Source organism: Ensifer sp. 22521, assembly GCF_052044795.1.
GTDB lineage: Bacteria > Pseudomonadota > Alphaproteobacteria > Rhizobiales > Rhizobiaceae > Ensifer.
Genome location: NZ_JBQENM010000036.1, coordinates 20,006 through 41,781, shown reverse-complemented (window position 1 = coordinate 41,781; position 21,776 = coordinate 20,006). Strand labels below are relative to the sequence as shown.

Genomic DNA, 21,776 nt, shown 5'->3' with positions numbered 1-21,776 from the left:
CATCCGAGCCCCAGTTGAGGGCACCTGGATCCCACCAATCGTTGTAAACCTTCAGTATGTTCCAGGCGTGTTTCTTCTCCGTCTCTTTGTGGAATTCGTGGTACCTGCCTTCAATGACGACGCACTTCCATCGGTGCTGATCAGTGGAATGCTCCGCATGAATTCAATTTTCCGTCCCGGCATCGAAAACCCGAAAATCTGGCCCTCTGCGCGGACATAATAAATCGGCACAACATAAGGTTGATTGTCACGACAACACCCAAGACGGGCCACGCGCTGCTCGGCGATGAGCATGCTGCATTCGCTGGATAGCATCTCGCGCAATCTCATTGGCGTTTCTCCCTGTAGATCTCTTGGTTCGCTCGACGTCCTCGACGCCCTTTGCGGTTCGCAACACACACTACTACCTGCTCGGCCACGCCGTCACCGAAGATGATCAACGTTACGGATTTGTTTGAGATCAAAGCGACTACTAACAAGCAGGATAGAATAGCCCCTTGCGCTTGCACCGCCTGAGGGAGGTCAAAATGAAGCCCGGGAGCGATGGGGCAAGCTCGAATGAGCGAGATGCGCCTCTTGGGGATGCGTGCGATGCAGCGTCAAGCAAGTCCTTGCCGGATTTAGAGCCGACCCAGTTCGTCGCCAGAACTTTGTTCGAACACTCCCCAGTGCCAATGATCATGGTCGACGCTGCGGGCGCAATAGAACACATTAACAAGGCGTCCGAGGAGTTCTTTGGCTACCCTAAGAAATTGCTGATCGGGCAGCCGGTGGAAGCCCTCGTACCCTCAGATAAACGACTGCATCATGAGCAGCTACGGCAAGATTATATGGCCCACCCGGTTTCGAGACCGATGGCGGAGGGGCGGCGGCTGGTCGCATGCAAGAAGGATGGCACGGAAGTGACCGTCCATATCGCCATGAACCCCGTGGTGCTCGAAACATCGGAGGTCGCGGTCATTCTAACCGTAATCGACATATCGGCCCGCGAACTGGCGGAGCGAACAGAGTTTTTCGTCAAGGAACTGACACATCGCGCTCGCAATGTATTCGCTATCATTTGCGCCATTTCTCGGCAGCTTGGTAAGCACAGCGATTCTGTTTCGAATTTCCAGGACGCATTGGAAGATCGTCTCGAGGCACTTTCCGCGTCCTATCGAGTTTTTGAGAAAGAACGCTGGCAAGCAGCACCTGTCCGCGATCTTGTCCAGTCCCAGATCGCATTCCTCACGACGGAGGGCATGTCCCAGATTGACATTCAAGGACCGGAGATTTGCCTGGAACCGGCTCCAGCGGAATACCTTGGCATGGCGGTTCACGAGCTTGCGACCAACGCCGTCAAGCACGGCGCACTTTCCGTGCCCACCGGCATCGTCGATGTTCGATGGTCATTTGATCCGAGAGCGCAGCTTTTCGAGTTTCAATGGACGGAGCGCAACGGACCAGCCGCTCAGCCTCCAGAACGTCAAGGCTTCGGGTCAGTCATTCTTAAGTCGATTGTTCCGGCGGCTTTCGGTGGCACGGCGGATCTGATAGTTGCTCCAAAGGGCGTGTCCTGGACCCTGAAAGCTCCCTTGGCGACGGGAGTGATCCAGAAGTGACAGACGGCAGCCGGGAATGCGACCCGGCGCGTCAACAGGGCGCCGGAGTTTTCAGTATCAGCTACCGTCAGGAACATGAGACCGGCGGCGAGGAGGGCTCGCGACCTCGCCGCCGTTCCGCCTTGGCAGCGCCTGCACCGACCTCACGTATCGCGGGCGAGATTTCAGGTTGGCGTGCGATTGCGCCGCCTTCATTCTCCCATCGATTGATGTTTTGGATTTTTTTGTGCTGAAATCTGATTTCGTCCGCCTGGCGCGTCGCCTCGTTTACGAAGAGCGGCAGTTAGCTGCGCCCTGGTCAAGACCCTCCGCTGAATAGCATTGTTCAGGAAGGGCGCCGCAGCCAGCTTCGGCCCGTCCCCGAGACAATCATCCGGTACGGCACCTGCGGCCGCGTTAATAGCTAGCCTCCTCAGATGCTTGCGACCGCCTCTTCAAGAAGAGACCGAACCTGCCCGGCGACCTTCTTGAGTTCCTGGTTGTCGATCGCCTGCATGGAGGCAACGGGATCGATGGCGCTGACCATGATTGTGTCACTTCCCAGCGATCGTACAATCACATTGCAGGGCAGCATGGCGCCGACCTTTGGTTCGATCTTCATAGCCTCGAGAGCCATCTTCGGGTTGCACGCTCCCAGAATGAGATAGTCCGCAACATCGATGTCGAGCTTCTTCTTCATCGTCGCTCGGACGTCGATTTCAGTCAGCACACCGAACCCCTTGGCCAAGAGAGCGGTCTTTGTTGCCGCCACCACCTCGTCGAAGGGCATGTCGTTGGTCGTTATGTCGAGCGTGTAGGTCATTGTCTGTCTCCAATGCGACCGGCACCTGCCGATCCTTGTTGCCGGTGTGGCCCCACACCGAAGCACTTCATCTGTGCGCAGCGCGTCTAGACGGCGGTTCCGACCAAGGCGCCTATGCCTGCTGTCAGGGCCATGGCAAAGGCACCCCAGAAAGTGACACGGACCGTGGCTTTCACCACGTTCGCTCCACCAGCCTTGGCACCGATTGCACCGAGCAAGGAGAGGAACAGCAGCGACGCTGCAGAGACGAGCAGCACGAGCTGCTTCGCCGGCGCCAGCCACACCATGGCGAGTGGCATCATCGCACCGACAGCGAAAGTCAGAGCCGACGTCAGGGCGGCAACGATCGGTCTTGCGGTGGAAATTTCGGAAATGCCGAGCTCGTCGCGTGCATGCGCTTCGAGCGGGTCCTTCTGCATCAATTGCTCGGCGACGCGTCGGGCCAAGGCGATATCGACCCCGCGCTTGGCATAAAGCTGCGCCAGTTCCTCACGCTCCGCATCGGGCTGCCTCTCGAGCTCCCGCCTTTCGCGTGCGAGGTCGGCCTGCTCGGTATCCGCCTGCGAGCTGACCGAAACATATTCGCCCGCCGCCATCGACATCGCACCGGCCACCAACCCGGCAACACCGGCGATCAGGATCTCGGAACTTCCCGCCGCCGACGCGGCAACGCCGACGATCAGGCTCGCCGTCGAGACGATGCCGTCATTCGCTCCGAGGACTGCGGCCCGCAGCCATCCGATCCGGGAGACGAGATGAGTTTCGCGATGAATACTCCTCATGACTTTCTCCGGATGACGCCATCGAGGCGGGCAGCGAGAGCGACGTTCCTCAAGATCGTGCCGCATTTACGTAAATTCTTTTGCAGCAGTTCAGACGCTGGTCCGTTTCATCGGTATCGACCTCGAGTTCGTCATCGACGGAGACGATACGCGGCGGTTCGTCTTGTCGAGCGGCATGCAGGATCACATCGACACCATCGAGAGTGGAAGCGAGGAAGGGCATGACAACTTCGATCCCCTTGATCATCCAGGTCGCGATTGCCGCGAGCAGCAGCTCGGCCCGATTTAAGGCGTCGGAAGGGCGGGAAAGGCCGCTACCGGACATCCATGAAACATCCTACCACGTCACCAATCATCCCGTTTGACCAGCATCAATAACCGTCTACGCGTAGGCCCAACCGGCACTAACAGTTCGTACGTACCCCAGAAAAGTTACCTTTATCGATCAACTCAAAGAGAGGTGGAGCGTGGGCTTTTCCATGCGATCTTTGTGGCCCGTGACAACTTAACGCGCCGCACGATGGCAGTTGTCGACCGCCAAGCGAGCCCCCATCGCTGCCGCCCCTTTTAGTCGGTCAAACCGCTGTTTCAGTGTGTACGCGACCGGCGCTGATGGGGCCAGCAATCACGAGACGGTGACGTCTTCGATGTGATGGAGCAAATAACCAGTCGTCCATCGGGGTCGAAAATCGGGCGATTTTCCGGCTTCGAGAACTTCGTCAATGCCATCCGGCCCGCACGTCATAGCGCTGCACAGGCATCGGACAGGAACGCCTATTTCAATGACTCGTTTCAGTGAGACGAACAGATTGCTGACGCCGTCGGCGGTCTCGTCCGCCGGATTATCCGGAAAGACATCGAACAGAGGGCGGCCCGCAAAAAACAACCTTCCTAGATACGGCCCATCAGGAGCAGGACGACAAGAACAATGAGTATGACGCCAATAATGCCAACTCCGCCATGCCCATACCCGTAGCCATACCCCCCGAAGCGACCAGAGAACCCACCAGCTAAAAATATGACCAGCAGGATGATCAGGATCAGTCCAATCGACATAGTCTATCCTTTCCGATGGAATATATCCTAGTTCTTCTGAATTGAAAGTCCTTGATCGTCCACAGTGATATCGACACCGCCCCTACTCTTATTCTCCTGATAGTAAAAAAAGCCGAGCGCGAATACAACAACAACCAGTGAGACGATAATCAGATACAAGATATTTCGGTTCATGAGCGGTTCTCCCAGCAGCTAGAACCCCGGCGACAGCCCACCCTTATTAGGATATTCAGCGTTTTATTTACAAAGCAAAGATTCCATTACCACTTCTGCGAACTGTACCACTGATCAATTTCCTTTTTCGCCTGGTCCTTCGCGTAGCCGTAACGCTCCTGAATCTTTCAACTGATCACGACGCCCAGAGATGACGTCTAAGTCATCGTCCGTGAGTTTCCCCACTGTTCTTCACCTTACCCTTGATCTGCTTCCAGTTTCCTTCGACCTGATTCGAGTCCATTTCAACCTCCCTTAAGGCCATGCATTCTGTCGAATGCTGATCCTAATCCTTACGCCGAAAATCGCTTTGATTTACAACAATCAGAGTAGCCCTAATCTGGTGCTTCCGCCACGCGTTCAGTCTCTCTCAAGACTGGTGACTCGAACGTTCGGCGACGTGTGCGAATGGCCGCCACAGCGGTCGGTATCAATCCCCGGGGTAAGGGAGGGTTGTTAGTCTTCCACATCGATTGGCTAAGGGCGGCCGTACTGGGCGCGAACGACGGGATCGTTTCGACGGAATCGACGCGGTCTCGATTCGAGCGTTCGAAAAGGGGGGCGAGATGCGAGAAAGGAAAGCAATTTGAAACTGATCAGGCTGCCATTTGAGGCCGCCGGCATCCTGTTCCAGAACGAGGGCGACTGCTCAGCGGCGGGCTGAGCGTTCGTTTCCGCTCCCCCATCCGTCGCCGCCGGCTCACAAAATTAACGTCGATCGGGTTCCGAATCTTCAGCAGGGAGAAGATCCGCTTCCAGTCGATACATTATCCGACTTTGGACGCACAATCGAGAACATATACTGAATTCGGAAGGCGGTTTTGGAACTACTTCGGCCGCAGGGCAACAGCGGGGAACCTTGCGCGAGAGCCCTTTTCAACGACAATGGCCGTGGAGATCCACGGCCATTGGCTAGAATAATGCGCGATCTATGAGTGAGACATCTTCCTCAGATGTTGCTGGAAAAACGTCTTGAAATCCCGGAAACTTTCAAAGCCGAGGGCGGTCGCAAGTCGTGTAACCGTGGTCGGCGAAACGGAGCAGGCGGTCGCGACGGAGCGAGCGCTGCCAAAGGCCACGAGTTCCGGCCTTGCCAATGCCTTGCGAGCGACTTGTTCCAGTTGTTTCGGCAGCCTTAGGGTTCTGGATGCAAACATGCCCCTAAGCTCCGCCACATCACCAGGACGCCGGGTTGCCTCGCTGCTTTTCATGACGGCTTATCCCTTGCTCGCCGACGTTTCACCAACCCGGTCGAGCCGCTATCGCAACGACACGGGTGCATTCTTCGAGACGGACTCAATGCAGGCCAGGGCGATCGCAAGCGCGTTGCGCGCATCAGCACCGCCCGGCCCTTCAGTCATATCGCCGCGACGAACGGCTCTCACGAACGAGGCAAGCTGCGCCGTGTATCCGTGAACGAAATGCTCTGTGTCGCGACGCCAGGTGTCGTTGGAGGTACCGTGTTTGTCGAACAGCGTCATGCTTGATCGGCGCACATCCCCCATCGTCACCATGCCACCGGACCCGAAGACCTCGCCCCGGATGTCATAGCCATACATTGCGCTGAAGTTCGCCTCGGCGACCGCGATCGAGCCATTGTCGAACCTGATGGTCACAACCGCCGTGTCATGGAAGCCTTTCTCACGGAAATCCGACCGGACGAGTGCGTCGGCAACGGCCATGACCTCGACCGGCTTTGCATTCGGGTTCAGCCAAAGCAGCGTATCGAAATCGTGGATCAGCGTTTCGTAAAAGATCGTCCATTGCGGAATCTTGGCGGGATCGGCGTCAAAGGGGCCGGGATCGCGAGTCAGCGAGCGCAGAAGCTGCGGCGCACCGATCTTGCCGGCATCGATCACCGCGCGCCCTTCCGCGAAGGCCTGATCCCAGCGCCGATTGAAGCCAACCTGAAGGGGAACGCCGGCTGCGCGCGCAGCAGCAATGGCCCGATCGGCGTCCTCAAGCGTCAGCGCCATTGGCTTCTCGCAAAAGATCGCCTTGCCGGCTTCGGTCGCCTGCATGAGGACGTTCGTGTGGAACCGCGCCGGCGTGGCGATGATCACGGCATCGAGATCCGGGCGAGCAAGAAGGTCAGCAACGTCGGTGTAGGAGCTATCAACGTCCAGCTTGCCGGCGAGAGCGGCGGCAGCCCCTGGTGCGGGGTCAGCGATGGCGACGAGTTCGGCTTCAACAAGGCGGCGTGCGACGGTCTCACCGTGGAAGGAACCGATGCGTCCGGCGCCGATGAGGCCGACATTGACGGGCTTGTTCTTGGGCATGGGATTGTTCCTATCGAGGTTTGCAAAATGTCAGATTGTGAATGCGGCGCGGAAGGCCTCGAGCGCCGCATCGGAATCGCCGGCGGCCCAAGCTTCCATGCCGATCGGACCGGAATAGCCCATGGCATCCAGCGCCCTGGCGATACCGTTCCAGTTGACCTCTCCGGTTCCGGGTTCGAAGCGGCCAGGCACATCGGCCACCTGGATCTCACCTATAAAAGGAAGGCACTTGCGGCAGAGTTCGATCAGGTTCCCCTCGCCGATCTGGGCATGATAGAGATCGAGATTGAGGCGCAGCCGCGGGTGATCGATGCTTGAGACCAGCGCCAGCGTGTCCTCAGCACGACCGAAGGGTACGCCGGGATGGTCGACCGGGAGATTGAGATTTTCGAGCGTAAAGGTGACGTCTTCCTCCTCGGCCATGTCCACCACACGGCAAAGCGTGTCGCGGGCCTTCAGCCACATGGCGCCGGTAACGACTTCGATGGGTTGGACCGGCAGGCCTCTGTCTCCGAGACCTGTGCCATGAAGATTGAGCCGCTGGACGCCGAGCCGCCTTCCAACCTGCGCCGTTTCGCGCGCCGTTCTCAGAAGTTCTGCCGCTCCCTCGTCGTCCGCAAGGCGGCCAGTGAGGTAGCCGTTCATGATCGTAAAGGTGGCGCCGGTCGCTTCCAGCTTGTTGAGATCGTGCTCCGGCCAGTTCCAAAGACCAACGCCGAAACCCTTTTCCTTGAGGCGTGAAGCACGCCACTCGATCGGTTTGTCGCGCCAGAGCATCTCTGCGCAGGCGGCAAGTGGGAAAGAAGAAATCGTGGACGCACTCATGGTGGATTCCATATTTTTGGACATGACGATGGGTAAGCGGCGCAAGGGGCGCCGCGCCGACAGACTGGGATGTGAATTCGATCAGATCGTTCCGCCGAGCTCTTCGGACAGGGATTGCAACTCCTTGCCGCCTGCCATCAGGTTCTGAAGCTCATCAATGCCGATGGCATCCTTTGTATAGGTGCCAAGCGTCTTGCCACGATTGAGCACGGTGAAGCGGTTGCCGACCGCGTAGGCGTGGCGGACGTTGTGGGTGATGAAGATCACGCCCAGGCCTTTGGCGCGAACCTGGTTGATGTACTTCAGCACCATCGAGGTCTGGGCCACGCCGAGTGCCGACGTCGGTTCGTCAAGGATCAGCACCTTGGCGCCGAAGTACACGGCACGGGCGATCGCCACGCATTGCCTCTCGCCTCCGGAAAGCGTGCCCACCGCCTGCTGCGGGTCACGAACGTCGATGCCGATCCTGTGCATCTCGTCGCGTGTGATGTTGTCGGCCTCGTCCATGTTTATGCGTTTGAAGGGACCGAAACCAACCAAGGGTTCCCGCCCCATGAAGAAGTTGCGGGTCACCGACATCAGCGGGATCATCGCAAGGTCCTGGTAGACCGTGGCGATGCCGGCATCGAGCGCATCACGAGGCCCGGAAAACAACCGGGGCTGACCGTCGACCAGGAAGTCGCCCGACGTCGGCTTGTGCACACCGGCAAGCGTGTTGATCAGGGTAGATTTGCCGGCACCATTGTCGCCGAGCAGGCAGAGCACCTCGTTCGGATAGACATTCATGGAAACGCCGTTGAGCGCGATGACCGAGCCAAAATGCTTGACGAGGTTCCTCACCTCGACGAGGGGCGTCTGAGATGTGCTCATCAGCGTTCTCCCGTGACGCGTTTGCGGATGACGTTGTTGAAGACGACGGCAGTCAGCAGCATGCCGCCGAGGAAAACGAGATACCAATCCTGGTCGATCGACGTGTAGGTCAGGCCAATCAGCACCATGCCGAAGACGATCGATCCGAAGAACGCACCGATGGCGGAGCCATAGCCGCCCGTGAGAAGGCAGCCGCCGATGACTGCGGCGATGATCGCCTCGAACTCCTTCTGGAAACCGCGGCGGGCGTCCGTCGAGCCGGCGTCGAGTACGGTCAGGATGGCGACGAGTGTGGCGCAAAGAGCAGTGACGACGAAAAGCGTTGTCTTCACCCTGGCAACCGGTACACCCGACTTGCGCGCGGCGCGCGGATCGCCACCGGATGCAAAGATCCAGTTGCCAAAGCGCGTGCGCAGGAGAATCCATGTAGCAAGAAGTGCGATCGCGACAAACCACAGGATCTCGATCGGAATGCCTGGAACTTTCGGTGTGCCATTCGGGAACGTGTCTATGATGCCAGCCCCCGCAAGCCACGTGAACAGTCCGGGAAAGGCGTCACCGGAGAAGAGAGGTGCGAGCGGGCTGTCGACCACGGCTTCCTTCATGCCGCGAAGTTGCGTGGCGCCGCCGCTTGCCCATTTCAGGCCGACGAGCGTCAGACCGCGCAGGATGAAGAGAAATGCGAGCGTGACGATGAACGACGGGAGACCGGTGCGCATAGTGAGCTGCGCGTTCATTACTCCGATGAAGACTGCGAAGGCGATCGCGACAAGGATCGCCACGCTAAGCGGTACCTGCCAGACGACAAGCGCCGTGCCGAAAACGAGGCCGGCAAAAGCCACCATGGATCCGATCGACAGATCGAACTCGCCGCCGATCATCAGGAGCGCCGCACCGACGGCAAGAATGCCGAGCTGGGCGGCCGGCGCCATGAAGTTTACGACACCCGCCAATGTAAACATCGCGGGGTTCGCGGTCAGAAGAAAGAAGACGGTCACGAGCACCAGACCGGCGACGGCGCCGAGTTCAGGACGGCGTAGTATACCAGTTAACGTCGATACCTTCTTCAGCCGCTCGTCGGATCTGGCAGCAGACCCGTTCTGTTCGTTGGCGAGGGTCATGTCGTACCTCAGCAGTGTAATTGTTATCCGTGCGCCATCCGTCCCGTTCACGCGGTGCGCGGAGCGGTCGGGCGATGAGAGCAGCTCCCACTGGCGCGGGAGCTGCCGCGGATCCGCCTAGCGGATGCCCTGGGAGGACTTTTCGATTACGGATGCGGCCGCGTCCTTCTCGACGAAGCTCGGACCGGATGCCACGTTGCCGGCAGGAATGGTGCCGTAACGGGCATTGAGCGCCAAGAACGTCACCGGCAGATAACCCTGCAGGTAGGGCTGCTGATCAACCGCAAACAGCGCCTTGCCGTCAGCGACGGACTGGAGGAAGCCGGCTGAGAGATCATAGGAAGCGACCTTCACCTTATCGCCAACACCCATCTTCTCAACGACGGCGACGGCGCGCTCGCCGACCAGCGGGGCGGACAGCCCGAGCACCAGATCGATCGACGGGTCGGAGGTCAATGCCGCCTGGATTTTCGCCTCAATCTCGGCGGGGTCTGCCGTCGTCGGCAAGACCGTTACCTTGCCGCCTTCAAACCCCTGCTCCGTGCCGGCGCAGCGCTGGTCAAGAGCGGCGTTGCCCACTTCCTGGTTGACGCAGAGCACGTGCTTGAGGCCGAGCGACTTGAGCTTAGCGCCCACCTTGACGCCGGCCGGAAGCTCGTCTTGGCCGACATGCAGCTTGATACCCAGTTTTTCAGCTGCAGAGATGCCAGAGTTCATCGAGATTACCGGAATGCCCGCGGCAACCGCCTTCTCGATCGCCGGGCCGAGCGCGTCCGGGTCAGGGTTCGAAATAACGATGCCCGCCGGATTCTGGTTCACGGCAGCTTCGATCAGTTGCGCCATCGCCACCATGTCGAAGGTTTCCGGCGCGCGGTAATCGACCTGGACGTTGCTGTCCTTGCCGGCCTGCATGATGCCGTTCTTCACGATCGACCAGAACGGGTCGGACGCCTGCCCGTGCGTCACCGCGATGATGGTGGGCTCCTGAGCCTTCGCGCTGATGGCGGCCGTGGTGGCGACGCCGAGCACGACCGCGCCGAATGCGAGCTTCTTCAGAATGGATTTCATTTGTTCCTCCTCCAGTCGCCATACCCTCCACAGGATGGCGAGAAAAACGAATGCTACCGGGTGCATTCCGTTTGCTACCGGGTGCAAACAGGTGCATATTACGCTGGGATGAATTAAAAGCAAGCATTCATTTCATCTTGAATTCGAAATGGAATATGTGTTCCATTTCACAGGGAGTCTTCATGCGCAAACGAGCGACGGCGAAAGAAGTGGCGGATGCTGCAGGTGTTTCGAAGTGGACGGTCATCCGTGCGTTCACCCCGGGCGCGTCAATCGCCGAGGAAAGCAAGCGCAAGGTTCTGGAAGCGGCCGCAGCGCTCAACTACTCGCCGAACCTGCTCGCACGCAGTCTTGCGACGAATGCCACCCACCAGGTGGCGGTCTTTGTCGACGATTTCGCTAACCCTCAGAAATTGCCCTTCCTCGAAACCTTGACCGAGAGACTGCAAGCCGAGGGGTTGGTCGCGGTGCTGATCAACATCAACACTCACTTCGATCACGTGCACGCGCTCCTTCACGCAGATCAGCGCCAGGTCGATGCCGTTATCCTCTTCGGTACGGCGTTTCGCAGTGAGACGCTGAGCGATCTGCAGCTTGGCCGCGGGACGCCGCCGATGTTCGTGCTGGCGCGAGACAGCCAGATCGAAGGTGTTCCGGCCGTCGTGTGTGATGCCGAACTCGCGCTCCGCGAAATCGTCGACCATCTTCATGAGAGAGGATATCGGCGTCCCGGCTTCATGACCGGCGCGCCCGCGCTATCAACTGCGCTGAGACGTCGGCATCACTTTACAGACTTCTGGAAGCAGAAGGGTGTGGACGATATCGCTGTACTTTCGGCCGAGAAGTACAGTGCCGGAGCCGGAGCCCAAGCGGTCCGCAGCTATCTCGAACAGACCACCCCCACCGACAGGATCGACGTTCTCATGTGCGAAAATGACATCCTGGCGCTTGGGGCGATGGATGAGATCCGCAGCCGTTTTGCCCTGCGGACCCCTGAAGACATCGCCGTTGTCGGTTTCGACAACTACGAGTTCTGTGGGTCGCCCGCCTACAGCCTGACTACATATGAGCAGCCGCGGCAGGAGATGATCCAGGTCATCGTTGGGATGATTGCAGGACGTCTGGAGCCGGAGACGGTGACGCTGCCAGGCAAGCTTGTGGTCCGCAATTCCACCTGACGCACCTTCATCCTCGAGGTCTTCGCCTCTGAAGGAGGTCGAACACCCAAAATCCAAGAACCTGTCCCAATGCGGAGAACCATGATGTCTCAGAAAGCCATTGCTTTGCCCGACGGCGTGCGCCTTGCGGTAAGCCCTTTATCTTGGGCGAACGACGTGCTTGAGGATCTTGGGGCAGACATATCGCTTGATACCTGCCTGACAGACGCAGCGGAGGTCGGCTATCAGGGGGTCGAGCTCGGCCGGAAATTCCCAAGGGACGCTGCAACCTTGCGCCCGCTTCTCGCAAGCCACCGTCTCGACCTGGCGTCCGGATGGCATTCAGGAGAATTGGCGGAACGCAGCGTCGATGAAGAAATGCAGGCGGTCGCCGATCATGCTGAACTCCTGCGGGCGATGGGCTGCAAAGTCATGGTCTATGGCGAGGTTGCAATGATGACGCCAGGATCCCCACTGGACGCACCGATGTCGCAGAGGTTGATCATGCCTACGGCGGACGTGGCAGCCTATGCAGCGCGATTGACGGAGTTCTCCAGCCGTCTTGCGGGCGAGTACGGGCTTGCGCTTGCCTATCACCACCACCTGATGATGGTCGCAGAGACTTTCGATGAAATTTCCAACATCTTCGACAAGACCGGCACGGAAGTTGGCTTGCTGCTCGACACGGGCCACGCGGTCGCAGCTGGTTTCGACTATACGCAGCTCATCGAGCGTTTCTCCGATCGCATCGTGCACGTCCACCTAAAGGACGTCCGCAAATCGGTGATGCGGGAGGTTCGGACCGGCGACCTGAGCTTCAATGCCGGCGTGCGCAGCGGAATGTTCACGGTGCCAGGCGACGGTATCCTCGACTTCACTCCGATCGCTCGCTTCGTTCGGAACAGTGGCTATCGAGGATGGCTGGTCGTCGAAGCCGAACAGGATCCTGCACACGCACCACCACGTGCAACCGTCGCCCGCGCGTTCGATCGCATCGGCAAAGTATTTGCCGACTAACCCATGAGGCTGATTTCAGCCAAGACAGCGCCATAAATTCTGTCGCCTTGATAGGAATCGAACCGTTGTTTTGGTGGCCCTCAGATTCCCATACACGCATTGCGCATGATGAGAAATCGCTGGCCCCGCGTCGATCGTTGTGCTGGTGACTTCTCCCCACTCGCCCTGGCAAGGGTGGCCGCGTAGACCGTAGTGCCCATTACCCCTAAAGATTGACCTTCGAACGTGATGAGCCCTTGGCTCAACTGTGCCGCAAAGAAATGAGTTTGTAGATTTCAGAGAGTTGCGTTTGGGGGCTGGCGCCGGAATCGAGGATGGTATCAATTCGGTCGACCAAAAACTCGGTATAGCCCGGGTGACTGCCTCGGTGAACCGAGCTACCAAAGCCGCTGTCATAGTAGACATTGCCGCCATCCACGCCTGTAAGTGGCCCGGACATAGGCTGCGTATTGGGGATCACTGAATAGTGCGACCTCGTTGCCAGCCATGTCCATTGTGAAGTTGGTGCCCGTAAGTAAAGATTTCAGTTGCTCCGCAATTCTCGGATCGTCAAACAATTCCGCGGGGAAGATATGGTGTATCTGGAATGCAAAAGGTACTGCCATCGATCCCCCTCCGGGTGATTTTAGTTGCCTTGAACAATGCGGCAGGCGCGGAAACCAAAGACCCTGCTCATCTTTGCCGCTCGCAAAGCTTCGGTTAGCCGATCACTCAGGAAGAACATGCGGCTCAAAGGCGGGCTGACCCATAAGTCAGGCCCACATAGTGCTGCAGGGCTTACGGCAATGTCATCATCTTGAAGGTAGGGCGGCATCTTCAATCGACCGCTGCCGAGCACTTTTACGAGCGGCGAGTGCTCAGGGCGAAAAACATCCTTGCGCTCGCCGATGTTAAGACAAAAATATTCACCCTCCACGGGTGTCTTGCGGTCGTGCTGGAAAAGCTTAATCGGATAGAGCGAGGAATGGCCGAGATCGAATTGGCGAAGCACATCCGCACAAGCCGCAGAAACCACCACTGCCCCTGCCGCAAGCACGAGATCCGCCTGCTTCTTTTCCTTCTTGTCGGGATACTTGGCGAAGACCTCCTTCGGAAAATGCTCCGCAGACATCCGTTCGCCGGTTTCGTTTAACTCAGCCATCTGGCCGAGGCTCATCCCCGACGGCAGCGGATCGGCAGTAAAGCCTTTGATCCGCGTTGAATCCATAAAGGCTCGGCTGGCCCAAACTCGTGCGTTTTGAGACTGCGTCATACCTGCATAATTCTCCTGATTCAGTTCACAGACGTGCAAACCAAAACCTGGATGGTGTCCAAGGTAAAGGGGAATTGAACGCGCACAGGCTCGCGGTCGAGCTCATGCGAGAGATCGTTGGTTTATTCCTGGCGAGCGGTTACGTCGAATGACGCACCGCAGGTATTAGCGGGTCATGTTGTTGAAATGAATGTGTAATTAAGTAGCGAGGCTTAGCAGAAACCTGTTCTGACTCCCCCAAGAGCCTTGCTGCAATTTATGATATTTTAGGAATATGTTTTCAACCAGAATTTGCGTCTACACGCAACTTATCCGGATTGGCCAGTGCATCTTATTTCAACCCAACAATGCGCAGTTTCGAAAACCAAAAACCCTACCCATTTTTGCCGCACGTAGCGCCGAACGTTCGCCTGCGGAAGGTTCGACTGCGGCGAGCTCGTCCGCGTCCCAGGCGCTCGTCAGCTCGGCACAACGCTCGCGCCGCATCAAGCGAAGATAATTTCATGGGCGATCAGAACCGTCCGCGGGCGACCGTTCTTGGTGATAATCAACGGTTCGCGTATCGCTGCATCTCCGGATTGGTGATCTTGAAACCGTGCTCGGCGGCAAGCTCGACGGCGAGCGCGTGAACCCCATTTCTGTGAGGCGACTTGCATCGGTCCCTCCAGTGTTGCAGACCAGCTTCAACCTCAAGACAGAAATAGCGCTTCATGGCGAACTTGAGTTGATCCCGGAAGTCGATTGAGCAATATAGCCGGATCCTGCCCCAGCACCAGCACGGCGCATTCCAGTCGATACATTATGCGATTCCGGACGCACAAACCGGAAACAAACTGGGCACATGAACCGCTAACATTACGCAGCTTGTCTCAGTTGCCCTGGCGGCAAGCGGGCGAGCTACAGGCGGCGCTGGCGCAAAGGGCAGTGGAAAGTGCGCGACTTGACTCCCGCCATTGGGCGCGCATCTCGAGCAACATGTCGAGGCCATGCATCCCAAGCATGTCGAAGAAAATCAAGATCAGCGTTTGCTCGCCAGTTTCGATAACGCGGGTCGGAGCCTGGGCTACCGGAGCGGCAAAATCCATTACGAAACGCCAGGCGCGAAGATCGCGGCGGATTGCCGGCGGACGAAAAACTCGACGATCGCTCCGTCATCCAGTGTCACGGTTTCTCTCCTAATGTGCGAAGAATTACTTTCGAGGCACCAAGATGATGAACTCGGTAAACACACCGGGCTCGGTCTCGACATCGATCCTGCCGCCGTGTTGCTTCACGATGATGTCGTGGCTCATGGAGAGCCCGAGTCCCGTTCCTTCGCCAGGTGGCTTGGTCGTGAAGAATGGATGGAACATCTTTTCCTTGACCTCTGGCGGAATGCCGGCTCCGTTGTCGCGGATGCGAATTTCGACACGTTCACCACGATTGCGTGTGCTGGCGCAGAGTTCGGCTTCAAAGCCGGGGCAGCTATCTCCGCGTCGCTCGGCTACCGCATAGAAGCCATTGGAGATCAGGTTCAGCAACACGCGTGTGATCTCCTGCGGGAACACGTCGACGCCTGCGTCTCGATCAAAATCCCGCCTGAGGGTCACGTTGAATTGCGGCTTCTCGGCGCGCGCGCCATGGAGAGCGAGGTTGAGGCTCTCTTCAACCAGTGTATTCACGTCCGTCGGTCGGTGTTCGCCGCCGCCTCCGCGCGAATGTAAGAGCATGTTCTTTACGATGGAATCGGCTCGTCTTCCGTGCTGCAGAATCTTTTGCAGATTGTCCTTCAAAAGACCGCGTAGCTCGTCGAGTTCGTCGCGAATATCGTCCGGGAGCACGACCGGCGTAAGCGCATCATTCAACTCATCCGTCAATTCGACTGAAAGCGCCGCGAAATTGTTCACGAAGTTGAGGGGGTTCTTGATCTCGTGAGCAATGCCGGCAGTCAATTGACCGAGCGAGGCTAGTTTTTCGGTCTGCACCAGACGGTCCTGTGCCCTGCGCAGATCGTCGAGAGATTCGGCGAGAAGTGTGGTGCGCGCCTGCACCTCCTCAAAAAGCCGTGCGTTTTCTGAGAGTTCGCGGCGGCTGCTCGGCGGTCAAACGGCACTTGTAACGCGCGTCGTAGGTGACATGCTTCACCTGGCGGCGTGCACCGCGGGGAGCCTAGCCAGCCACGAGGAGACTCGGGCTTCATTTTCCTGCTCCGCTGACATCATCAGGGATTCACAGCCGAGCCGCAATGAACTCGGTCATGGAGTTTCGCTCCGATATCGAAACCGAACCCGGCGTGCCTGAAGCCGTCAAGGAGATGGCGCGCATCAGGAGATACCGAAGCATCATCGTGGTGCCCATGCTTTGCGAGGGCGTCGCTATCGGCACGATCGGTGTTTCGCGCGCCGAGCCGGGGACCTTCAGCGATAGCCAGATCAACCTTCTGAACAGCTTCGCCGATCAGGCCGTAATCGCTTCTCGGTCGCTGCGGAGCGCAGTTGCTGCTCAAGGTCGCCAATCCTGCGCTTCAGTTTGACGTCCATGTTAAACCGTGCTGGATGAGAACGGAGTGACGATAGCTGCGGGCTCACTGCCCGCAACGGCTGGCCCCCAGAGCAGGCTCTCGGGCGGCCTTGCCAGAGAAAGGCCGTTCGTCTTGCAACCGCGATATACAAGGTCAATGATCTCGTTTTTCGCCGGTAACCGGCTCGCAGGGCTCACCACACAGAACTGCAGCTCGACCTCGATCGCCGTCGCATCGATCGCCTTGAGCGCGATGGCCGGCGGCGGAACCTTAACGATGCTCGCGCAGCCTTGCAGAATACCCAGCATGACCTCCTCCACGAGGGACGGCGCGTGAGTTGCGGCAATGCGGACGACAAACGCAATCCAGTGCGTTTCGTCAGGACGGCTGAGGTTGGTCACACCCTGCTTCGCCAGGACGCTGTTGGGTACCACCACGACATTATGCGCGCTCGTCAGCAGATTCGTCGAGCGCCAGTTGGTTTCGGCAACCCGCCCTTCCGTTCCGTCGCTGAGCCGGATCCAGTCGCCGACGACATACGCCCGCCCCAGCGTAAGCGCGATCCCCGAAAAAACGTCGGCAAGCGTATTCTGCAGCGCCAGACCGATGATGACGGCAACCACGCCCGAGGTGGCAACCAAAGGGCCTATTGGCGCGCCGAAAACGAAGCCGACAATCGAAAGTGCCACGCCGAGATAAACAACGGCGACGATCAGATCCTGTAGGAGATGCGCCTCCCGCGGCCTATGGTTGAGGCTGATATAGATATGAACGAAGCCGATGAGCGTCCACGCAAGATGGGTCCACCAAAGAATCCTCGCGGACTTGGCAATCAAGACGCCGGTGCCCTGGAACTCGGCTTGATCGAGCCTGTAAGGTGAAATTCCGCCTAGGCCGAGCACGAGGCTCATTGTGGCGAAGCACAGAATTTGCACGATCAGGCGCCCGGTCGGACGGCGCCGCCCTTGAATGTGCCATACGAGAATACCGGCAAACCCCAGAATATTGATCAGGAGGAGCGGCAGGAAATGATCTTCATCGAACATGGCACTCACCAGCGATGATTTTTAACGATTGGGAAAGGGGCCAAATGCGCAGACAGCGGCTGGCCCTTGGCCTACTTCTTGATCGGGAAGGTCAGTTCCTTTTGGCTGCTGTCGACGACGAAAACAGCCAGCAGCTTGGCGGGCTTGGTTTTGCTGGCATTTTCGCTGACACCATGGCGATCGCCCGGCATCTCGGAGAAGCTTTCGCCCGCTTTGTAGACCTTGGCCGGCGCCTCGTTCACCTGGCTGCGAATGGCGCCCTCAAGCACCGTCGCATAAATGAAGGCCGAGTTGGGATGCGTGTGCGCTGAGGAAGAACCGCCGGGACCGTATTCGACAAGAATGCCTTTCATGCTTTTGCCCGGAACATTCGGTAATTCATGCTCGTAAACCAGCGTAACCTTTGCGTCCTTGCTACCGGCATCAGCAACTGCGACTGCGGACAAGAGAGCAGTCACGGTAAGGGCAGAGAAAATTAACTTGATCATAGAGAAACTCCTTTCGAGGTAGGAAGGTGCGCCGCCATATGGGACGCATTGCGGCTCGGTCATTTCCGCGCAGCGGTTGCGAACCACTGCTCGAAGGAAATGCGGCCGATGCGAGGATTGTTGTCGGAGACGAGCGAGCCGTCCTCGAGCTTGGTGCCGAAATAGAGGGCTTCGGGATCGGCGACGACCTTGCGGGTGTCGCTCATCGCCTTCAGGTAGCGAGCGACGAAATCGCCAAGCCGAGCTCGCTCGGGGCCGGAAATCTCAATGACGCCATTCACTGGCGCCGCAAGGGCCGCATCCGTCACGAAGTCGGCGACGTCATCGGAGGCGATCGGCTGCAAAAAGCCGGTCGACAGGTGGGTCGTGTCGCCGACCGTGCCCGCCTGGGCGATGCCACCGAGAAATTCCATGAACTGCGTCGAGTGGATGATCGTATAGGGAATGCCGGCGCCCCTGACGATCTTTTCCTGCGCAACCTTGGCGCGCATGTAGCCGCTCTCAGGCAGGCGGTCGGTGCCTATGATGGAAAGCGCGATGTGGTGCTTTACACCGGCGGCCTTTTCCGCCGCCGCCAGATTGCGGCCTGACGTCTCGAAGAATTCGAGCGCGGCTTTGTCCTCGAAGGACGGCGAGTTTGCGAGGTCGATAACGACGGAGGCCCCGGCGAGCGCCTTGGCGAGACCTTCACCCGTGATCGTGTTGACGCCGGTGTTAGGAGCGGCGGCAATGACTTCATGGCCTTGCTTGCGAAGGCGGTCGGCTGTCTTCGAACCGATCAGGCCGGTTCCGCCGATGATGACGATTTTCATGAGCTTCTCCAATTTTGCGGCCGCTTTGCGCACCGCACTGTTCATTCGTTTTTGAATGATTGGTCGAGGATCGGGCCGGCCCTGCCGGTTCTGCAAATCCACTCAGATGAGCCGGGGCGTGGCCTTAAAGGGGGCCGTGCGCCGGCTCACTCTGGTGCAGCAGGCGGTTAGTAGTCCCAGAAGACCGGCACCCAACGGAAGTGTTCGCCGTCGGCAGCCACATGGCCGACGGAGGGGAACGGCATATGAGTGGCCACCAGAAGCTCGCCGGTCTCGGCCAGCTCCCGCAAAAGACGAACGCGGACGCGGGCAGCTTCTTCCGGGTCGTGTTCGAAGCCATTGAACCAGTCGGGGTGATCGAAGCCGACCGCAAACACCGCATCGCCGGCAAACATCAGCCGGTCTTTACCCGATGCCACGCGGACCACGCTGTGCCCGGGTGTGTGGCCGCCAGTTCGAGAGACCACCACGCCTGGCGCCACCTCGTACTCATCGTCGAACAATCGCAGGTGGCTCTCATATTCTTTTCTGAACTGCTTCGCAGCCGCCCGAAGAGCGTCCGGGAAGCCGGGCGGCATGGACACGTGAGAGAAATCGGGTGACTCCCAGAATTTGACCTCTGCCGTCGCTACATGGATCCGAAGGTCTGGACGGAGCCGCTCCTTCACCCCGTCGACGAGCAGCCCGCCAACGTGGTCCATATGCATGTGGGTCAGCACCACGTCGGTTACGGATCCAAGGTCGATGCCGGCGGCTTCCAGTCGCTTGATCAATTGCCCAGCTCGAGGCAGGTTCAATTCCGGGTCCAGCCCCAGGCCGGCGTCGATGAGGATCGTCTGCTTGCCGCTGCGCACCACGACCACGTTCAGCGCCCAATCGAACGCGTCCGGGGGTAGGAACATGTGGTTCAGCCAGGCCGCGCGCTCGGCCGGATCGGCATTGTATCCCAGCATCTTCGTCGGCAGCGGCAGCACGCCGTCACTGATCACCAGCACCTCAATATCACCGATCTGCACCGCGTAGCGCGACGGGACCAGTTCGTCGGCGCCTGTTCTCCCGACGCGTGAGTTGTTTTCCAAGCTCATGTTAGTCTCCTGCTGAGCAATCGAACGGGGTTTTGTTTCTGTCTGCGACATGATGCGCTCCTGTTTTGCGTGATCGAAACGTGTCGGTTACAAGCCACGGCGCGGATTTTATGTTGAGGCACGTTTGGCGGTCGATCCGGCGGGAGAAGAGGAAGGGCCATACCTGAGGATAGGGTAGCCTATGCTTTCAGCGCGGCCATTGATCTGTGACACGCGCACCTTGAAGAGCTCCATTAGTTTGGGATCGAAGCTCTTGGCAATTCAGGCCTCGACGGCGAGGAAGCGATGCCGCCATCTTCCTTGCGAATATGCTCAACCCTCTGGTCATCTTGCCCCCGTCGGGAGCGTCCTCCCGGCCAGATAGGTGATTCGCCATACCGTGAATAATTGGTGATCCGGGCACCCCGATCGCAACCAATTCGCCGACTAACATCAGATGGAGCTGAGCCTTGCCAGTCGATCAGGTTTCACCGCTGTTTGGCCATCCAATCCCATACTTAGGCAGTGCAAGGGCCTGTCCTACGCAGAGCGACCTCAAACCCCGCGCATTCTCCAAGCGTAAGCAACCGCGCGTTAGGAGGTGGCATGAAAGAGGCCGCGCCCGCTGAGAGAACGGATCACTGAGATGGCGGTGATGATCGAGGGACAGTCACGCTTCCAGCCTTTCGGCTTATCCTGTTGGGGTTTTGCAGATCTCAACACGGGAGTTGGTAGCATGACTGCGTCCTGTGATTACCATATCGGGGTCGACTACCACAAATCCTATAGCCATCTGGTGGTGCAGGATTCGGGCGGCAAGACGCTCAGATCCGGTCGGGTGAAGAACGACCGCCAGTCGCTCGGCAGCTTTCTCGAGCGGTACCGCGAAAACAGCCATGCGGTTGTCGAGGCAACGCGCAACTGGATGGTGATCTACGACTGGCTCGACGACATTTGTGATGATGTCGTCCTCGCCCATCCGTTGAAGGTCAAGGCGATTGCCGACGCCAAGATCAAGACCGACAAGATCGATGCGACGGTGTTGGCGCATCTGCTGCGGGCCGACCTGGTGCCACAGGCCTGGGCACCGAGCGACAAGGCCCGCGAGTTGCGTGTCGCGCTGCGCGAGCGGATGTTTTACGTGCGGCTGCGCACGATGACGAAAAACCGCATCGTCACGGTGTTTGACCGCTATCCGGAGCAGACAGCCCAACTCAAGAAGCTTGGCGATCTGTTCGGCAAGGCCGGTCGCATCCAACTGGCGCAGGTCGACGTCTCTAAGATCGACCGCGTCCAGATCGACCGTGGCCTCGACTTCATCGGCGACATCGACGTGCGGATCAAGCAGGCGGAGACAACGATCCGGGCACTGACCAAGGCCAATGCCAACGTCAAGCTGTTGAAGACGATCCCCGGCATCGGCGAGTTCTTCGCCCGGCTGATCGATGCGGAGATTGACGATATATCCCGCTTTCGCAACCCGAAGAAGCTGGCCGGCTATGCCGGACTGGTGCCGTCGACCTATTCGTCTGGCGGCAAGACCTTCCACGGCAAGATCATCAAGCAGGGCAACAAGTGGCTGCGCTGGGCGTTCGTCGAGGCGGTCGCACCGGCCGTCGCCAGCGACCTCGAGCTTCGCGCCCAGTACGAGCACCTGAAGATCAGAGGAACCAACAAGGCGCGTGTGGCGATTGCGCGCAAGCTTTTGACGATCGCCTTCCAGATCCTGCGTGACCAGCGCGCCTACGAGCGGCGCGGCACCAAGACGGAAGGGGCGTCGACGATATCCCGGTTGTCCTGATGTGTTTCTAGCGAGCCCGGCA

At 58.7% G+C, this 21,776-nt stretch carries 21 protein-coding genes and 4 pseudogenes; 5 read left to right on the top strand and 20 right to left on the bottom strand.

Annotated features, from left to right (window positions below; translation table 11 throughout):
• Window positions 1–51 precede the first annotated feature (51 nt).
• Window positions 52–294: a pyridoxamine 5'-phosphate oxidase family protein gene (locus tag ACTJKE_RS33000; protein WP_440693619.1), complete on the bottom strand. Its 243-nt coding sequence runs from the start codon at window positions 292–294 to the stop codon at window positions 52–54.
• A 233-nt stretch (window positions 295–527) separates the two neighbouring features.
• Here ACTJKE_RS33000 and ACTJKE_RS32995 point away from each other — a divergent pair, with 233 nt between their 5' ends.
• Complete coding sequence (locus ACTJKE_RS32995; protein WP_245296000.1) at window positions 528–1,601, top strand: sensor histidine kinase; 1,074 nt, start codon at window positions 528–530, stop codon at window positions 1,599–1,601.
• A 412-nt stretch (window positions 1,602–2,013) separates the two neighbouring features.
• On the opposite strand, the gene ACTJKE_RS32990 is transcribed toward ACTJKE_RS32995, so the two are convergent.
• From ACTJKE_RS32990 to ACTJKE_RS32940, 11 genes and pseudogenes are all read right to left on the bottom strand, one after another.
• Window positions 2,014–2,403: a DUF302 domain-containing protein gene (locus ACTJKE_RS32990; RefSeq protein ID WP_440693603.1), complete on the bottom strand. Its 390-nt coding sequence runs from the start codon at window positions 2,401–2,403 to the stop codon at window positions 2,014–2,016.
• An 86-nt stretch (window positions 2,404–2,489) separates the two neighbouring features.
• On the bottom strand, window positions 2,490–3,185 hold the full coding sequence (locus ACTJKE_RS32985) for a VIT1/CCC1 transporter family protein (RefSeq protein WP_058325779.1): 696 nt from the start codon (window positions 3,183–3,185) through the stop codon (window positions 2,490–2,492).
• A 49-nt stretch (window positions 3,186–3,234) separates the two neighbouring features.
• Window positions 3,235–3,510, bottom strand: coding sequence for a hypothetical protein (locus tag ACTJKE_RS32980; RefSeq protein WP_440693601.1), 276 nt, complete (start codon window positions 3,508–3,510; stop codon window positions 3,235–3,237).
• A 566-nt stretch (window positions 3,511–4,076) separates the two neighbouring features.
• Window positions 4,077–4,241, bottom strand: a complete 165-nt coding sequence (locus tag ACTJKE_RS32975) for a DUF3309 family protein (RefSeq protein ID WP_082663389.1) — start codon at window positions 4,239–4,241, stop codon at window positions 4,077–4,079.
• A 260-nt stretch (window positions 4,242–4,501) separates the two neighbouring features.
• Window positions 4,502–4,698 (bottom strand): annotated as a pseudogene (locus ACTJKE_RS32970) (CsbD family protein).
• A 685-nt stretch (window positions 4,699–5,383) separates the two neighbouring features.
• Entirely contained in the window at window positions 5,384–5,665 is a 282-nt protein-coding gene (locus tag ACTJKE_RS32965) for a MurR/RpiR family transcriptional regulator (protein ID WP_440693599.1), read from the bottom strand.
• 48 nt (window positions 5,666–5,713) lie between these two features.
• Window positions 5,714–6,733, bottom strand: a complete 1,020-nt coding sequence (locus ACTJKE_RS32960) for a Gfo/Idh/MocA family oxidoreductase (protein ID WP_440693597.1) — start codon at window positions 6,731–6,733, stop codon at window positions 5,714–5,716.
• A gap of 30 nt (window positions 6,734–6,763) precedes the next feature.
• Complete coding sequence (locus ACTJKE_RS32955; protein WP_440693595.1) at window positions 6,764–7,558, bottom strand: TIM barrel protein; 795 nt, start codon at window positions 7,556–7,558, stop codon at window positions 6,764–6,766.
• Between the two features lie 81 nt (window positions 7,559–7,639).
• Entirely contained in the window at window positions 7,640–8,428 is a 789-nt protein-coding gene (locus ACTJKE_RS32950; protein WP_113513384.1) for a sugar ABC transporter ATP-binding protein, read from the bottom strand.
• Window positions 8,428–9,549, bottom strand: a complete 1,122-nt coding sequence (locus tag ACTJKE_RS32945; RefSeq protein WP_440639445.1) for an ABC transporter permease — start codon at window positions 9,547–9,549, stop codon at window positions 8,428–8,430. Before ACTJKE_RS32945 ends, ACTJKE_RS32950 begins: the two co-directional genes overlap by 1 nt.
• A gap of 117 nt (window positions 9,550–9,666) precedes the next feature.
• Entirely contained in the window at window positions 9,667–10,617 is a 951-nt protein-coding gene (locus ACTJKE_RS32940; protein ID WP_058325855.1) for a sugar ABC transporter substrate-binding protein, read from the bottom strand.
• A 182-nt stretch (window positions 10,618–10,799) separates the two neighbouring features.
• Here ACTJKE_RS32940 and ACTJKE_RS32935 point away from each other — a divergent pair, with 182 nt between their 5' ends.
• Window positions 10,800–11,795: a LacI family DNA-binding transcriptional regulator gene (locus ACTJKE_RS32935; protein ID WP_440693617.1), complete on the top strand. Its 996-nt coding sequence runs from the start codon at window positions 10,800–10,802 to the stop codon at window positions 11,793–11,795.
• A gap of 84 nt (window positions 11,796–11,879) precedes the next feature.
• Window positions 11,880–12,791 (top strand): myo-inosose-2 dehydratase, encoded by a 912-nt coding sequence (gene iolE / locus ACTJKE_RS32930; protein WP_440693593.1) that lies wholly within the window; start codon window positions 11,880–11,882, stop codon window positions 12,789–12,791.
• Window positions 12,792–13,416: 625 nt separating this feature from the next.
• Here the strand turns inward: iolE and ACTJKE_RS32925 are convergent.
• The 3 genes and pseudogenes from ACTJKE_RS32925 to ACTJKE_RS32915 all read right to left on the bottom strand — a co-directional run.
• On the bottom strand, window positions 13,417–14,043 hold the full coding sequence (locus tag ACTJKE_RS32925; RefSeq protein ID WP_440693591.1) for an imm11 family protein: 627 nt from the start codon (window positions 14,041–14,043) through the stop codon (window positions 13,417–13,419).
• 336 nt (window positions 14,044–14,379) lie between these two features.
• A pseudogene (locus ACTJKE_RS32920) lies at window positions 14,380–14,615 on the bottom strand (hypothetical protein); the annotation flags it as partial.
• Between the two features lie 618 nt (window positions 14,616–15,233).
• Window positions 15,234–16,097, bottom strand: a pseudogene (locus ACTJKE_RS32915) (sensor histidine kinase); the annotation flags it as partial.
• 170 nt (window positions 16,098–16,267) lie between these two features.
• On the opposite strand from ACTJKE_RS32915, the gene ACTJKE_RS32910 reads away from it, so the two are divergent.
• Window positions 16,268–16,555 (top strand): GAF domain-containing protein, encoded by a 288-nt coding sequence (locus ACTJKE_RS32910; RefSeq protein ID WP_440693589.1) that lies wholly within the window; start codon window positions 16,268–16,270, stop codon window positions 16,553–16,555.
• Window positions 16,556–16,563: 8 nt separating this feature from the next.
• On the opposite strand, the gene ACTJKE_RS32905 is transcribed toward ACTJKE_RS32910, so the two are convergent.
• The 5 genes and pseudogenes from ACTJKE_RS32905 to ACTJKE_RS32885 all read right to left on the bottom strand — a co-directional run.
• Window positions 16,564–17,589, bottom strand: coding sequence for a mechanosensitive ion channel family protein (locus tag ACTJKE_RS32905; RefSeq protein WP_440693587.1), 1,026 nt, complete (start codon window positions 17,587–17,589; stop codon window positions 16,564–16,566).
• 71 nt (window positions 17,590–17,660) lie between these two features.
• The gene (locus ACTJKE_RS32900) at window positions 17,661–18,077 is read right to left on the bottom strand and encodes a cupin domain-containing protein (RefSeq protein WP_003526819.1); all 417 of its coding nucleotides are present in this window, start codon (window positions 18,075–18,077) and stop codon (window positions 17,661–17,663) included.
• A gap of 59 nt (window positions 18,078–18,136) precedes the next feature.
• Window positions 18,137–18,889 carry an SDR family oxidoreductase gene (locus ACTJKE_RS32895; protein WP_113514915.1) on the bottom strand — a complete coding sequence of 251 codons (753 nt, stop codon included), beginning with the start codon at window positions 18,887–18,889 and terminating at the stop codon, window positions 18,137–18,139.
• Between the two features lie 167 nt (window positions 18,890–19,056).
• Window positions 19,057–20,025, bottom strand: coding sequence for an MBL fold metallo-hydrolase (locus tag ACTJKE_RS32890; protein WP_113514909.1), 969 nt, complete (start codon window positions 20,023–20,025; stop codon window positions 19,057–19,059).
• 129 nt (window positions 20,026–20,154) lie between these two features.
• A pseudogene (locus ACTJKE_RS32885) lies at window positions 20,155–20,235 on the bottom strand (carboxymuconolactone decarboxylase family protein); the annotation flags it as partial.
• A gap of 454 nt (window positions 20,236–20,689) precedes the next feature.
• Here ACTJKE_RS32885 and ACTJKE_RS32880 point away from each other — a divergent pair.
• Window positions 20,690–21,754 carry an IS110 family transposase gene (locus ACTJKE_RS32880; protein ID WP_440693585.1) on the top strand — a complete coding sequence of 355 codons (1,065 nt, stop codon included), beginning with the start codon at window positions 20,690–20,692 and terminating at the stop codon, window positions 21,752–21,754.
• Window positions 21,755–21,776: the final 22 nt, after the last annotated feature.

Bases quoted from the DNA above. Each gene is read 5' to 3' on its own strand.
- ACTJKE_RS33000 (WP_440693619.1), bottom strand. From the start codon at position 294: ATGCTCATCGCCGAGCAGCGCGTGGCCCGTCTTGGGTGTTGTCGTGAC.
- ACTJKE_RS32995 (WP_245296000.1), top strand. From the start codon at position 528: ATGAAGCCCGGGAGCGATGGGGCAAGCTCGAATGAGCGAGATGCGCCT.
- ACTJKE_RS32990 (WP_440693603.1), bottom strand. From the start codon at position 2,403: ATGACCTACACGCTCGACATAACGACCAACGACATGCCCTTCGACGAG.
- ACTJKE_RS32985 (WP_058325779.1), bottom strand. From the start codon at position 3,185: ATGAGGAGTATTCATCGCGAAACTCATCTCGTCTCCCGGATCGGATGG.
- ACTJKE_RS32980 (WP_440693601.1), bottom strand. From the start codon at position 3,510: ATGTCCGGTAGCGGCCTTTCCCGCCCTTCCGACGCCTTAAATCGGGCC.
- ACTJKE_RS32975 (WP_082663389.1), bottom strand. From the start codon at position 4,241: ATGTCGATTGGACTGATCCTGATCATCCTGCTGGTCATATTTTTAGCT.
- ACTJKE_RS32965 (WP_440693599.1), bottom strand. From the start codon at position 5,665: ATGAAAAGCAGCGAGGCAACCCGGCGTCCTGGTGATGTGGCGGAGCTT.
- ACTJKE_RS32960 (WP_440693597.1), bottom strand. From the start codon at position 6,733: ATGCCCAAGAACAAGCCCGTCAATGTCGGCCTCATCGGCGCCGGACGC.
- ACTJKE_RS32955 (WP_440693595.1), bottom strand. From the start codon at position 7,558: ATGAGTGCGTCCACGATTTCTTCTTTCCCACTTGCCGCCTGCGCAGAG.
- ACTJKE_RS32950 (WP_113513384.1), bottom strand. From the start codon at position 8,428: ATGAGCACATCTCAGACGCCCCTCGTCGAGGTGAGGAACCTCGTCAAG.
- ACTJKE_RS32945 (WP_440639445.1), bottom strand. From the start codon at position 9,549: ATGACCCTCGCCAACGAACAGAACGGGTCTGCTGCCAGATCCGACGAG.
- ACTJKE_RS32940 (WP_058325855.1), bottom strand. From the start codon at position 10,617: ATGAAATCCATTCTGAAGAAGCTCGCATTCGGCGCGGTCGTGCTCGGC.
- ACTJKE_RS32935 (WP_440693617.1), top strand. From the start codon at position 10,800: ATGCGCAAACGAGCGACGGCGAAAGAAGTGGCGGATGCTGCAGGTGTT.
- iolE (WP_440693593.1), top strand. From the start codon at position 11,880: ATGTCTCAGAAAGCCATTGCTTTGCCCGACGGCGTGCGCCTTGCGGTA.
- ACTJKE_RS32925 (WP_440693591.1), bottom strand. From the start codon at position 14,043: ATGACGCAGTCTCAAAACGCACGAGTTTGGGCCAGCCGAGCCTTTATG.
- ACTJKE_RS32910 (WP_440693589.1), top strand. From the start codon at position 16,268: ATGAACTCGGTCATGGAGTTTCGCTCCGATATCGAAACCGAACCCGGC.
- ACTJKE_RS32905 (WP_440693587.1), bottom strand. From the start codon at position 17,589: ATGTTCGATGAAGATCATTTCCTGCCGCTCCTCCTGATCAATATTCTG.
- ACTJKE_RS32900 (WP_003526819.1), bottom strand. From the start codon at position 18,077: ATGATCAAGTTAATTTTCTCTGCCCTTACCGTGACTGCTCTCTTGTCC.
- ACTJKE_RS32895 (WP_113514915.1), bottom strand. From the start codon at position 18,889: ATGAAAATCGTCATCATCGGCGGAACCGGCCTGATCGGTTCGAAGACA.
- ACTJKE_RS32890 (WP_113514909.1), bottom strand. From the start codon at position 20,025: ATGTCGCAGACAGAAACAAAACCCCGTTCGATTGCTCAGCAGGAGACT.
- ACTJKE_RS32880 (WP_440693585.1), top strand. From the start codon at position 20,690: ATGACTGCGTCCTGTGATTACCATATCGGGGTCGACTACCACAAATCC.